The organism is Microcella sp. (genome assembly GCF_030645145.1).
In the GTDB taxonomy this organism is placed as follows: Bacteria; Actinomycetota; Actinomycetes; order Actinomycetales; family Microbacteriaceae; genus Microcella.
Window position 1 is genome coordinate 1 of the sequence record NZ_JAUSMI010000089.1, and the last position, 12,933, is coordinate 12,933.

12 protein-coding genes are annotated in these 12,933 nt (G+C 72.6%); 6 read left to right on the forward strand and 6 right to left on the reverse strand.

Annotation, left to right across the window (positions count from 1 at the left end; genetic code table 11):
• Positions 1–146: integrase core domain-containing protein (locus tag Q7T15_RS05930; RefSeq protein WP_304694285.1), on the forward strand; the 146-nt coding region annotated here is incomplete at its 5' end.
• On the opposite strand, the gene Q7T15_RS05935 is transcribed toward Q7T15_RS05930, so the two are convergent.
• Genes Q7T15_RS05935 through Q7T15_RS05945 form a run of 3 tightly spaced genes read right to left on the reverse strand, consistent with a single transcriptional unit; the run spans position 143 to position 2,925 of the window.
• Complete coding sequence (locus tag Q7T15_RS05935; RefSeq protein ID WP_304694263.1) at positions 143–412, reverse strand: DUF3039 domain-containing protein; 270 nt, start codon at positions 410–412, stop codon at positions 143–145. The genes Q7T15_RS05930 and Q7T15_RS05935 overlap by 4 nt on opposite strands.
• A gap of 33 nt (positions 413–445) precedes the next feature.
• On the reverse strand, positions 446–1,996 hold the full coding sequence (locus Q7T15_RS05940) for a hypothetical protein (RefSeq protein WP_304694265.1): 1,551 nt from the start codon (positions 1,994–1,996) through the stop codon (positions 446–448).
• Positions 1,972–2,925 (reverse strand): ABC transporter ATP-binding protein, encoded by a 954-nt coding sequence (locus Q7T15_RS05945; RefSeq protein WP_304694267.1) that lies wholly within the window; start codon positions 2,923–2,925, stop codon positions 1,972–1,974. Before Q7T15_RS05945 ends, Q7T15_RS05940 begins: the two co-directional genes overlap by 25 nt.
• Positions 2,926–3,180: 255 nt before the next feature.
• Here Q7T15_RS05945 and Q7T15_RS05950 point away from each other — a divergent pair, with 255 nt between their 5' ends.
• From Q7T15_RS05950 to Q7T15_RS05965, 4 genes are all read left to right on the forward strand, one after another.
• Positions 3,181–3,873: a phosphocholine cytidylyltransferase family protein gene (locus Q7T15_RS05950; RefSeq protein WP_304694269.1), complete on the forward strand. Its 693-nt coding sequence runs from the start codon at positions 3,181–3,183 to the stop codon at positions 3,871–3,873.
• 110 nt (positions 3,874–3,983) lie between these two features.
• On the forward strand, positions 3,984–4,802 hold the full coding sequence (locus tag Q7T15_RS05955; RefSeq protein ID WP_370689109.1) for an ABC transporter permease: 819 nt from the start codon (positions 3,984–3,986) through the stop codon (positions 4,800–4,802).
• Positions 4,802–5,545, forward strand: coding sequence for an ABC transporter ATP-binding protein (locus tag Q7T15_RS05960; RefSeq protein WP_304694273.1), 744 nt, complete (start codon positions 4,802–4,804; stop codon positions 5,543–5,545). The genes Q7T15_RS05955 and Q7T15_RS05960 overlap by 1 nt, the downstream gene beginning before the upstream one ends.
• Positions 5,542–6,417, forward strand: coding sequence for a hypothetical protein (locus Q7T15_RS05965; RefSeq protein WP_304694275.1), 876 nt, complete (start codon positions 5,542–5,544; stop codon positions 6,415–6,417). Before Q7T15_RS05960 ends, Q7T15_RS05965 begins: the two co-directional genes overlap by 4 nt.
• 3 nt (positions 6,418–6,420) lie before the next feature.
• Here the strand turns inward: Q7T15_RS05965 and Q7T15_RS05970 are convergent, their stop codons facing one another.
• Positions 6,421–7,719: a CDP-glycerol glycerophosphotransferase family protein gene (locus Q7T15_RS05970; protein ID WP_304694277.1), complete on the reverse strand. Its 1,299-nt coding sequence runs from the start codon at positions 7,717–7,719 to the stop codon at positions 6,421–6,423.
• A gap of 100 nt (positions 7,720–7,819) precedes the next feature.
• Here Q7T15_RS05970 and Q7T15_RS05975 point away from each other — a divergent pair, with 100 nt between their 5' ends.
• Positions 7,820–10,600, forward strand: coding sequence for a CDP-glycerol glycerophosphotransferase family protein (locus Q7T15_RS05975; protein ID WP_304694280.1), 2,781 nt, complete (start codon positions 7,820–7,822; stop codon positions 10,598–10,600).
• 36 nt (positions 10,601–10,636) lie between these two features.
• Here Q7T15_RS05975 and Q7T15_RS05980 read toward each other — a convergent pair whose 3' ends face one another.
• Both Q7T15_RS05980 and Q7T15_RS05985 read right to left on the reverse strand, forming a co-directional pair.
• Entirely contained in the window at positions 10,637–11,680 is a 1,044-nt protein-coding gene (locus tag Q7T15_RS05980; protein ID WP_304694282.1) for a glycosyltransferase family 2 protein, read from the reverse strand.
• An 18-nt stretch (positions 11,681–11,698) separates the two neighbouring features.
• Positions 11,699–12,933: S1C family serine protease (locus Q7T15_RS05985; RefSeq protein ID WP_304694284.1), on the reverse strand; the 1,235-nt coding region annotated here is incomplete at its 5' end.

A 12,933-nucleotide genomic window follows, 5' to 3' on the forward strand; every position in this document is an offset into this window, starting at 1 on the left:
ATTCACGCCACTACCGGTCCGAGTCCGCGCGACGGGCAGCACTGCCGGCCTGGTTGCACTTCTACAATCAGCACCGGCCCCACACTGCTGTCGGAAAGCTCCCGCCCTTCACACGTTTAAACAACGTGCCTGGGCACTACACCTAGGCGTCGCGCATCTTCTCGTAGATCTCCTTGCACGCGGGGCAGACCGGGAACTTCTCCGGGTCGCGCCCGGGAGTCCACTTCTTGCCGCACAGCGCGCGCACGGGCTTCCCGGTGAGCGCCGACTCCATGATCTTGTTCTTGGGCACGTAGTGGGAGAAGCGCTCGTGGTCGCCGTCCTCCAGCTGCTCCTGGTTGAGCAGCTTCTCGAGCTCGCGGTCGAGGACGTCGAGCCCTCCGCCGGTTCCGGTGTCGTCGGTCGTCGCCATGCGGCGATTCTACGCCGCGCTCGCCGTCGGGGATCAGGTGCGCAGGACGAGGTCGAGCAGCTCGGGCGCCCGGCGGCGGAAGACCCGGCCGCCGATGAGGACGCCGAGCGCGAGCATCACGACGCCCGTGGCGACCCCCGCCAGCGCGGCGATGGGCAGGAGCTCGGGCTCGCCCTCGATCCCCCGCCATGCGGTGACGAGCGCGGGCGCCATGAGGACGAGGATGGCGAGCATCGAGAGCCCCTGCGACCACCCGGCCGTCGCGGCGGTCAGGGGCGGCTGATCGAAGGGTCCGGCTCCCGGCCGGGGCGCGGGGTAGGGCGCCGCCGCCGACGCCACGCTCGAGACGCCGATGCCGGTGAGGAGCAGTCCGAGGCTCGTGCCGAGGAGCGCCGGCTCGACGCCCTCGATGCCCGACCACACGGCGAAGACGGGAGCGAGCAGGACGACGAGCGGCACTCCGAGGAGCAGCGGCGGCACCGCGCGCCCCCAGCGATCGGAGGCTCCCCGCACGTGAGCGGCGACGTGCAGCCACACGGCGGTGTGGTCGTACGCGACGTCGTTGTGGCTGAACCACCCGAGGAAGAGCGCGAGGACGGGGATGGGGATGAGCCACAGGTACTGCCCGGGGATCCCCGCGATCGCGAGCGCGATCATCATGAGCGCGGGCGCGACCGGGAGGGCGACGAGCGCGAGCCGGTAGCGCGGGTCGCGGGTCCAGTACAGGATGCTCCGCGCGGCGATGACGCCGCCCTGCGTCGCCGGGACGAGGTCGAAGAGTCCGAGCCCGCGCGATCGCGGGATCCACCGCTGCCGTTCGGGGGCCTCGAGCAGTCGTCCGACGAGCACGCGCCACCCGATCGCGAGCGCGGCGACGAGGGCGAGCGCGCCGAGCATCCGCGCCGCGAGGGCGGGGGCGTCGCTCCCGGCCACCGCCCAGGGCAGGCCGAGCGGCGTCGACGCGAGGAACGCGCCGATCTCGATGACGCGCGCGTCGTCGCGGCCGCGCTCGACCACGAGCGCGGTCGTCGTCGCCGCGGCGACGCCGAGGCCGACGAGCCCGCGGGCGAAGAGCGCGACCGTGCGCGCGGCCGTCGGCGCGATGGCGAGCTGCGCGGCGACCGCGACGAGGAACTGCCCGGTGAGGATGACCGCGACCGCGCCGGCGAGGCCGCCGCCGACCGCTGCGCCCTCGAAGGGCGTGCCGCCCCATGCGATCCCGATCGCGACGACCACCACGACGGCCATGAGCCCCTGGAGGCCGAGGGCGCCCGCGACCGCGAGGGCTGCGGCGAGCCGACCGGGAGCGATCGGGAAGGGCGCGAAGCGGCGCGGCTCGAGCGCGGAGCCGAGACCGGAGGTCAGCGGGCTGATCGCGATCGCGAGGGCGAGGATGCTCGCGATGACCACGAGCCCTGCCCGATGCCCGGCGTCGTCAGGTCGGAACTGCGCGGCGGCTTCGAGGACGGCGACGGTGAATCCGATAGCGAGCAGCGCGACGACGGCCGTCCGGGCGAGGCGGCGGGGGCCGCGGAACGCCGAGCTCAGCAGAGCGAGCTTCAGTCGGAGAACGTCGTCAACCACTCGAGCCCCTCCACCGCGCTGCGCCCGCCGGCGAGGTCGACGAATCGCTCCTCGAGCGACGACCCGGCCCGTACCTCCTCGAGCGTCCCCCTGGCGAGGATGCTCCCGCCGACGATGACGGCCACCGAGTCGCACACCCGCTCGACGAGATCCATGTTGTGGCTCGACAGCACGACCGTTCCGCCCGCGCGGGCGTAGGAGCGCAGGAGGTCGATCGCGTGCGCCGTCGAGACGGGGTCGACGCCCTCGAAGGGCTCGTCGAGCACGAGCAGTCGTGGCGAGTGGATGAGCGCGGCCGCGAGCGAGACCTTCTTGATCATGCCGATCGAGTAGTCGGCCACCGGGCGGTCGAGCGAGCCCTCGAGCGCGAGGGCGCGGGAGAGATCCTCCGAGCGGCTTCGCGCCGTCTCGCGATCGAGACCGTGGAGCACGCCGCAGTAGTACAGCATCTGCGCTCCGGTGAGCCGGTCGAACAGGCGCATGCGGTCGGGCAGGACGCCGAGGACGCGCTTCGCGGCGTCGGGCGAGCGCCAGACGTCGGCCTCCCCCACGACGACCGAGCCGGCGTCGGGCCGCAGGAGGCCCGTGATCATCGACAGGGTCGTGGTCTTGCCCGCGCCGTTGGGGCCGACGAATCCGAAGATCGCGCCCTTGCGCACGGCGAGGTCGATGCCGTCGACGGCGACCGTCCGCCCGAAGCGCTTGCGCAGGCCGGTGACCTCGAGCACGACGGGAGCGGGTGGTGCCGCGGGCGCGGCAGGAGTGACCGCCGCCGCTTTCCGCGTCGACGGCTTCTTCGCCGGAGGCTTTCGTGCAGGATTGCTCTTCGTCGCAGGCTTGCTCGCCGTCGCCTTCTTCGGCGCGGGCGCGCGCTCCGCCTCCGCGTCGGAGGTCGCGTCGCTGGTCGAGGGCGGCGTAGTGGAATCCACGAGTCCACGCTAGCAATGTGGCCGAGCCCGTCGCCCCCCGCCCTCCACGATCGTGACGGACGATCACGATCCCGCAACGGAAGCGGAGCGATTCCTGTCCATCCGGAGCATTCGCCGGTAAACTCGCTCCAGCACAACGGAGTGTCTGATCCACAGCGCGCAGTTGACCGTTCGGTGAACACTCACCGACCGATCCCCCGATACGGGAGCATGATCGTCGAGAGCCTGCGCAGCACTGAAGACACAGGAGGTCTCATGACCACGCAGATCGTCATCCTCGCCGCCGGGATGGGCAGCCGTCTCGGCCGCTCGCTGCCCAAGCCGCTCACCGAGCTCAGCGACGGCCGCACCATCATGCAGCAGCAGCACGACAACATCGCGGCCGCGTTCGGCACCGATGCCACGATCACGACCGTCGTCGGGTACAAGCTCGAGCACATCATCGACGCCTTCCCCGATGTCAACTACGTCTACAACGAGCAGTACGACCAGACCAACACCTCCAAGAGCCTGCTGCGCGCCCTCAAGGCGACCGGATCGCAGGGCGTGCTCTGGATGAACGGCGACGTCGTCTTCGACCCGCAGGCGCTCGTCCGCGCCGCGACCCTCGTGCACGCCGACCGCTCGTTCGTGAGCGTCAACACCTCGAAGGTCTCCGACGAGGAGGTCAAGTACACCGTCGACGCCGAGGGCTTCATCAAGGAGCTCTCGAAGCAGGTCGTCGGCGGCCTCGGCGAGGCCGTCGGCATCAACTACGTCTCGTCCGCCGACAAGGCGACGCTCATCCACCACCTGCAGCGCGTCGCCGACCAGGACTACTTCGAGCGCGGCATCGAGCTCGCGATCGAGCAGAACGGCCTCCGCGTCGAGCCGCTCGACATCTCCGACCTCTACGCCGTCGAGATCGACTTCGCCGAGGACCTGGAGCGCGCGAACCTCTTCGTCTGAGCGACCCTCCCCCGCTCGACCGCGAACGGCCCGACCCCGGCGGGGGGCGGGCCGTTCGGCATCCGCCCGCCGTCACGATCGCGGTCGCCTTCTCGGCCCGCGGGGGCGGGATGCCGCTACCGTTGTCGACTGTGACCCTCGCCTCGCCGTCGCGCCCGCCGCGCACCCCCGCCCGGGTCTACCGCCAGACGCTGTGGCTGCTCACGAGCCGCGATCTGAGGGTGCGGTACTCGACGTCGTTCCTCGGCTACCTGTGGTCCGTGCTCGATCCGCTGGTGATGGCGGTCATCTACTGGTTCGTGTTCACGCAGATCGTCGACCGCGCGATCGGCGCCGAGCCGTACATCGTCTTCCTGCTCGCCGGGCTCCTGCCCTGGACGTGGTTCAACGGCGCGATCGGCGACTCGACGCGCGCGTTCATCAAGGACGCCAAGCTCGTGCGATCGACGCGACTGCCGCGCAGCGTGTGGGTCGCCCGGATCGTGCTGTCGAAGGGGATCGAGTTCGTGCTCGCCATCCCGGTGCTCGCGGCGTTCGCGATCATCTTCGGCGCCGAGCTCACGTGGGGCGTGCTGTGGCTCCCTCTCGCGATCGTGCTGCAGGCGACGCTCATCCTCGGGCTCGGGCTCATGATCGCGCCGCTCGTGGTGTTCTTCCGCGACCTCGAGCGCGCCGTGAAGCTCGTCCTGCGCTTCCTCTTCTACGCCTCGCCGATCATCTACGGGCTGAGCGACCTGCCCGACGGGCTCGACGTCTGGATGGCGTTCAACCCGCTCTCCGGCATCATCTCGCTGTACCGCGCGGCGTTCTTCCCCGACCAGGTCGAGCCGTTCGCGGTCGTGATCGCCGCGCTCATGAGCCTCGTCGCGCTCGCGGCGGGCATCCTCGTCTTCCGGCGCATGGTCCGCGCCGTGCTGAAGGAGATCTGATGGGCGACGTCGTCATCCGCGTCGAGGGCGCGGGCATCCGCTTTCGGCGCAACCGCCGGGGCCGCCGGAGCTTCAAGGACCTCTTCGCCGGCAGCAATCGTCGCGCGCGACCGAACGAGTTCTGGGCGCTGCGCGGCGTCGACGTCGAGGTGCGCGCGGGCGAGGCGATCGGCGTCGTCGGCCGCAACGGCCAGGGCAAGTCGACGCTGCTCAAGCTCGTCGCGGGCGTCATGCTGCCCGACGAGGGCCGCGTCGACGTCGACGGCGGGGTCGCGCCGCTCATCGAGATCACCGGCGGGTTCGTCGACGACCTCACGGTGCGCGAGAACGTGCACCTCACCGCGGGCCTGCACGGCATGACGCGCGCCGAGATCGACGCGCGCTACGACGAGATCATCGACTTCGCCGAGCTGCGCGAGAGCGTCGACACCCCGTACAAGCACCTGTCGAGCGGCATGAAGGTGCGGCTCGCCTTCTCGGTCATCTCGCGCCTGGAGGAGCCCATCCTGCTCGTCGACGAGGTGCTCGCGGTCGGCGATAAGGCGTTCCGCGACAAGTGCTACCAGCGCATCGACGAGCTGCTCGCGGGCGGGCGCACCCTGTTCTTCGTCTCGCACAACGAGCGCGACCTCAAGCGCTTCTGCACGCGCGGCCTCTACCTGGACAAGGGCCTACTGCAGCTCGACGGGCCGATCGAGGGGGTTCTCGCGGCGTACAACAGGGACTACGGTTCCCCTTCATGAGTCACGAGACGCACGACCCCGCCACGCCCCGCATCGTCTTTCCCGCGCACGAGCAGGCCGACCCGCGCATGGTGCGCGCGCTGCAGGCGATCATGTCGTCGCAGCGGCCGGCGGTCATCGCGCACGTGCGGCGGATCCGTCGCCGCTCGCCGAACGCGTCGCCCGACGAGGTGATCAGGATGCTGGAGAAGCACTACCTGACGCTCGTCACCGCGAGCGGGGCATCCGTCGGCGCCGCCGCGGTCGTGCCCGCCGTCGGTCTCGCCGCCTCCCTCACCCTCAGCGGCGTCGAGACGGTCGCGTTCCTCGAGGCGAGCGCACTCTTCGCGCAGTCGGTCACCGAGGTGCACGGCATCGCCGTCGACGACCCCGAGCGCGCGCAGAGCCTCGTCATGGCGCTCATGCTCGGCGGAGCGGGCAAGGACCTCGTCACGCAGTTCGCGAAGCAGATGACCGGCGGCGCGCCGCGCACCGCCTACTGGGGCGAGCTCGTGACCAAGAGCATGCCGCGCGTCATGCTCGACTCGCTCGCCGACCGACTGCGCACGGCGTTCGTCCGCCGCTTCGCGGTCACGCAGGGCGGAACGGTCATCGGGCGCGCCATCCCCTTCGGCATCGGCGCGGTGATCGGCGGCACCGGCAACCACATCCTCGGGCGCAAGGTCATCAGCAACGCCCGCGAGGCGTTCGGTCCCGCTCCCGTGATGTGGCCCGTGAGCCTCGAGATCGAGACCCGCGCCCCCGGGACGCCGCGCCCCGGTCGCCGCGTGGTCATCCGGGAGGCCGGCCGCATCGGACCGGTGCGCGTGCCGCGGCTCGCGATCGAGCGCCGCGGCGAGACGGACGAGGCCGCCGAGCAGTTCGAGATCTGACGCTCAGCCCTCGCCGGGCGCGGCGTCCTCGTCGATGTCGTCGTCGAACGGGTTCGACTCGCTCGTGATGGGGTCGTTGCGGTGCTGCGCCGCCGCGCGCTCCCACTCGGTCATGAGCGTCTCGACCGCGGTATGGAAGCGCGCGGTCGCGGCGCCCGGCGTCGTGTCGCCGAAGTAGCGCTCGACCCAGTGCTGCAGCCGCTCGTGCGCCTCGGAGCTCGTGAGCACCCGGTCGATCGCGGGGATGATCTCGCGGGCCTCGGCCGCGGTGAGCCACTCGCAGTCGCCGAGGTAGCCGGTGGAGTCGATCTCGGCCTCGGCCGAGGCGGGTCGGGCGATGAGGATCGGCTTGCCCGTCGCGAGCCGGTCGTAGACCATCGCGGAGATGTCGGTGATCGCGACGTCGGCCGCGGCGAGCTGCCAGCCGAGCTCGGCGCCGTCGTCGAACACGTGCTGCGCCCGCGGGTCGAGCGCGTTGGCCCGCGCGATAGCCGAGACGATTCGCGCGTTCGCCGCGCTGTACTCGGGGTCCACGACGCCGCTGCGCGGGTGCGGGCGGTAGATCACGCGGTGCCGGCCGGAGGCGAGCAGCTCGGCGACGAGCGCCTCGCCGTGGCTCGCGATCGAGCCGTACGCCGCCGCGGGGCGGTCGCCCTCCCACGTTGGGGCGTACAGGACGACCGTGCGGTCGTCCGGGGTGTACGGCAGGGCGCCCGCGAAGTGGTCGGCCTGCGGTCGGCCGATCGCGATCGCCTTGCTCTCGACGTCGTAGTTCCAGAGCTTGCGGCGCAGGCGCTCCTTCGCGGCGTCCCCGGCGATGAAGGCGTAGTCGTACGCCTTGTACTGGTTCGTCGTCATGTACATCTTGTCCGACTCGCCGTGGTTGACGAACACGTGCCACATGCGGCTGTAGCGGAACATCTGGAAGTTCTTGGCGTTCTGATTGACGTAGAGCACGATCCGCAGCGGCTGCTCGGCGACGAACCGCTCGAGATCGACGACCTGGCGCAGGTACACGGCCGGCACGGGCGACTCGTCGAGGAGCGTCAGCATCGTCCCCGGGCTGCGGGCGATGATCGCGACCGGATGCACGGTCGCGAGCTCGGCGAGCGGCGCGTACCACTGACGGATCTGGTAGAGGTTCACGCGGGTGTCGGCGAAGTAGACGGCGATCTGAACGCTCCCGGCGGCGGGCTGCTTCGCGGTCGCGAGTCGTGCGGCGAGCTGCGCACGATGGCGGCGCGACCGCAGGATGTTGCGCGCGAGACGCCGCGCCGTGCCCAGCTGCTTCAGAATGCTCACTGCTCCATCATGGTCTCCGCCATCGGCGCGACCCCGCGAACAGGGGTCAACCGTTATGCGTTTGTTCGCTGGACGCCCGGCCGTGGAAGAATCGCCCGCGATGGCCCGCTTCACATTCAGCGCCGGCAACGCGCGCGCCCTGGCTCGCGCCCCGCTGTACGGGCTCGGCGCGCTCGCGGCGCGCCTGATTCCGCGGGACGCGCAGCGCTGGGTCTTCGGCTCGGGCATCGGAGTCGGCGAGGGGGCTCTCGCCCTGTGGGAGCTCTGCCGCGATCGCGACCCGGAGCGGCGCCTCGTGTGGCTCGCCTCGAGCGACGACGAGCTCGCGGCGGCGACCGCACGCGGCATGCGCGCGGTGCCGGCCCGGAGCATCCCCGGCTTCTGGGAGACCCTGCGAGCGGGCGTCGTCGTCGTCACGCACGGCCTCGGCGACGTCAATCGCTACGGCTCGAGCGGTGCCGTCGTGGTGCAGCTGTGGCACGGCATCCCCCTCAAGCGCCTGCACCTCGACACGGGCGCCGCTCTGCGGCTTCCGCTCATCGGCTCGCTGCCGGGCGCCCGCGCGCTCATGGCGCGGCTCTACCGCGCCGGCTCGTCGCGCATCACGCTCTTCCCCGTCGCGAGCGCGCTCGTCGCGGCGCGCGTGCGGTCGGCGTTCGGCCTGCCCGCCTCGCGCGTGCGCGTGCTCGGCGACGCGCGCGACGATGTTCTGCTGCGCGGCGACGCGGCAACGCGGCGATCGGCGGCGCGCGCGGTCGTCGAAGGCGCGGCGGGGCCGCTCCCCGAGGGCGCTCGCGTCGTCCTCTACGCGCCCACCTGGCGCGACGGCGAGCCCGACCCGGCCATCCCCACCGACGACGAGTGGCGCGCGATCGCCGAGTGGGCCGAGCGCGCCGACGCCGTCCTGCTGATCCGCTCGCACCCGCTCGGGGCGGGCTCGTACGCGGCGGGGCCGGCGCTGTCGCCGCGCATCCGGCTCATGGGGCGCGATCGGCTGGGGGATGCGACCCCCGCCCTGCCCGCTCTCGATGCGCTCGTGACGGATTACTCCTCGATCGCGTTCGACGCCGCGATCGCGGGGGTGCCGAGCGTGTTCTTCGCCCCCGATCTCGCGCAGTACCTGTCGTCGCGCGGTCTCTACACCCCGTACCGCGAGTTCAGCGGCGACGACCCCGCGACGACGTGGGCGCGCACGCTCGAGCGGCTCGACGACGCCCTCGACGAGGGCGCCGAGCGCGAGGCCGCCCTCGCCCACTCCGCGTGGCTGCGCGACGAGCACGTCGACCGACTCGACGGCCGCGCGACCGAGCGGGTGCGCGCGGCGATCCTCACGCTCCTCGGCGAGGGCCCCGAGCCCGCCGGCCTCGACGTCGCCCCCGAGCGCCCCGTCGTGATCGATCGCGTGACGGTCGAGGACGAGTCAATCGTCGTCGAGGGGCGCAGCTCGGCCGGCGTCGCGCGCCTCTCGCTCGTCGGGCCCCGTCAGACCCTGCCCGGCGAGCTCGATGCGCTCGACGACCGCTTCCTCGCGCGGATCCCCCTGCTCGTCGCGCGGTGGGGCTCGATCCCGCTGCCGGCGCCGAGCGGCGCGTACGCGCTCGAGCTCGAGCTCGACGGCGCGACGCGGCCGACCGCGCGCGCGACGATCGCCGCGGAGCTGCCGCGGGCATCCCTCACCCCTCTGATGCGCGTCGAGGTCATGGCCGATCGAGGGACCCTCGTCGTGGCCCTCGGCGCGCCCCTCGCCGACGACGAGCGCGGGGCGGCGGCCCAGCGCCGCCTGGAGGCCGGGTACCGGCGCCGGGAGGCGACGCCCGAGCGCGCGGTGCTCCTCGAGAGCTTCTACGCGCAGACGGCCGCGTGCAACCCGCTCGCGATCGACCGCGAGCTCGCGCGCGTGCGGCCCGACGTCGTGCGGTACTGGTCGGTCGTCGACCGCTCCGTCGCCGTCCCCGAGGGCGGCGTACCGATCGTCGAGGGCTCGGCCGAGTGGTGGCGCGTGCGCGCCGACGCGCGGGTGCTCGTCGTCAACGACTGGCTGCGCAAGCGCTGGCGCCCGCGCCCCCATCAGTCGGTGCTGCAGACCTGGCACGGCACGATGCTCAAGCGCCTCGCCCTCGACCGCGATCGCGTCGGCCTGCGCACGCGCATCGCCGTGCGGCGCGAGAGCGCGCGCTGGTCGGTGCTTCTCGCGCAGAATCCGTACGCCGCGAGCATCCTGCGCCGCGCCTACGGCTTCCGCGGGCCCGTGTGGGTCGAGGGGTACCCGCGCGACGACGTCCTCGTGACGGGCGACCGCGGGGCCGCCCGCGCGCGCATCGGCATCGGCCCGCACGAGCGAGCCGTGCTCTACGCGCCCACCTGGCGCGACGACCGCACCGAGATCGTCGACTTCCTCGACCTGCCGGGCTTCGCGGCGGCTCTCGCCGAGCTGCCGGGCGACCACGTCCTCCTCGTGCGCGGGCACAGCCGCACGCTGCGCTTCGGTCGCGACCTCTCGGCGCCCGGGCTCGTCGACGTCACGACGTTCCCGTCGATGAGCGAGCTCCTGCTCGCGGCCGACGTCGTCGTCACCGACTACAGCTCGATCATGTTCGACGTCACGGCGACGGATGCCCCGCTCGTGCTCTTCCTGCCCGACCTCGAGCACTACCGCCGCGACCTGCGCGGCTTCTACTTCGACGTCACGGCCGAGGCCCCCGGGCCCGTCGTGACCGACCGGGATGCCCTCCTCGCCGTGCTCCGCGACCTCGCGACGGGGGCGCCCGGCTCGGACCCCGCGGCTCTCGCCGCGTGGCGCGAGAGGTTCAACCCGCTCGACGACGGCGGAGCCGCCGAGCGCGTCGTCGCGCGCATGATCGCGGCGGGGATGCTCGGCTGAGGCCGGCGCCCGCCGCACCGCGGGCGAGGGGGTCGGCTAGGACTCGGTGCGCGAGCGGTCGACGGCGTCGCGAGCGCCGACGACGACGCCGCGCAGGAATCCCGCGCCCCACGAGACGTGCATCGTCGCGATGACGAGAGCGAAGGTCGCGCGGTCGTCGAGCGCGCGCCCGCTCGACGGGGCGACGAGGAGCCCGAGCAGGAGCAGCAGGTACGCGACGGGGGCGAGGTGGACGAGCCCGAGGACGATCGCCGCGGGCCCGGAGAGCACCCCGGCCAGCTGGAGCACGAGGACGACGAGGCTCGCCGCGCTCGCGATGACGAGCGCCGGCGGGGCGAAGTAGCGCAGCGGGTGCCGGCCGCCGTGGCGACGGACGAGCTCGCCGCGCCAGATGCCCGTCGCGACGAACTGCCTCACGAGCTTCGCCCACGTGTCGCGCGGCCAGTACGTCACGCGAAGCGCGGGGTCGAGCCAGACCACGTGGCCCGCGCTGCGGAGGCGGAAGTTGAGCTCCCAGTCCTCCCCGCGGCGCAGCCCCTCGTCGTAGAGACCGACCTCGACGAGCGCCGCGCGGCGCATGATGCCGAGGTAGGCGCTCTCGGCCGGGCCCTCGACCGCCGAGCCGTGGTACGCGCCGCCGCCGAGCCCGAGCCGGGAGTTGTAGGCCCGAGCGACCGCCGACTGGAAGCGGCTGCGGCCGGAGGCGACCATGAGACCCCCGAGCGACGCGGCGCCCGTGCGGGTCAAGGTCGCGACGGCCGTAGCGGTGTAGTCGGGGTCGAGCTCGGTGTGAGCATCCACGCGCACGATGACGTCGTGGCGGGCGGCCCGGATCGCTCGATTGAGGCCGATCGGGATGGCCATCTCGGGATTGTGCACGATGCGGATGCGATCGTCGGTGGCCGCGAGACGGGCGACGCGCTCGCTCGTGCCGTCGGTCGACGGGCCGAGCGCGAGCACGAGCTCCTGGTCGCCGTCGTAGACCTGCGCCAGGACGCTCGCGATCGCGTCGTCGATGTAGGCCGCCTCGTTGTACACCGGCATGACGTAACTCACGCCGGGGAGCGAGGGAGCGGCCATAGGTCCCGAGGCTACTGCCTAGCCGAGCTCGCCCAGCGTCACCGTCAGCGTCTCGCTCCGGCCGCCGCGCACGTAGGTGAGCTCGGCGCTGTCGCCCGCGGCGAGCACGCGCACCTGCGCCGTGAGGTCGATCTGATCGGTGATCGGCACGCCGTTGAACTCGGTGATGACATCGCCCGCGCGCAGGCCCGCCTGCTCGGCGGGGCCGCCGGGCGAGACCTGGTCGATGAGCGCGCCGACGACGTCGCTCGACGCGCTCGTGCTCGCGTCGGTGACCGTGGCGCCGAGGAGGCCGTGGCTCGCCGAGCCCGTCTCGATGAGCTCGGTCGCGATGCGCTGCGCGAAGTTCGCCGGGATCGAGAAGCCGACGCCGATGCTGCCCGCGCCGCCCTGCCCCCCGCCGGCCGTCGCGATCGCGACGTTGATGCCGATGAGTCTGCCGTCCTGGTCGAGGAGGGCGCCGCCGGAGTTGCCGGGGTTGATCGCCGCGTCGGTCTGGATGACCGCGAGCGAGATCGTCGTCGACCTCGAGGGCTGGGGGTCCTGCCCCGGGATGTCGAAGTTCCAGAACTCGAACGGGCTCTCGCCCTCGGGCTGCGGGGCGTCCGGCACCTCGGGGACGGCCGAGGACTGCACCGTGATCGAGCGGTTGAGCGCGGAGACGATGCCGTCGGTCACGGTACCGGCGAGGCCGAGCGGCGCGCCGATCGCGATCGCGCGGTCGCCCACGTTGAGGTCGTCGGAGTCGGCGAACTCGATCGGCTGCAGGTCGGTCGCTCCCTCGAGCCGGATGACCGCGAGGTCGGCGATCGGGTCGGCGCCGACGAGGCTCGCGTCCCACAGGCGACCGTCGGCGGTCGTGACGCGGATGCTGGGGTCGCCGGCCGCGCCGTCGAGCGTCGCGACGTGCGCGTTCGTGAGCACGTAGCCGTCGTCGCTCAGGATGACGCCCGAGCCGCTGCCCTGCGCGCCGCCGCCCGCCACCTGGATCGTGACGACCGAGGGCATGGCCTTCGCGACGACGCCCGTGACGATCGTGGCATCCTCCGGGTCGTTGACGGTGACCGAGGCGGGGCCAGTCGGGGAGGAGGCCGACCCGCCCTGGTCGCTGAGCGCCCACGCCGCGATGCCGCCGCCCGCGGCGCCGCCGATGAGCGCGCCCACGGCGAGCGCCGCGATCATCGGGGCGAGGGAGCGCTGCGGGGCCGAGGGGGCGGGCGCGGTCGCGGGGGCCGGAGCGGGAGCGGGGGCCG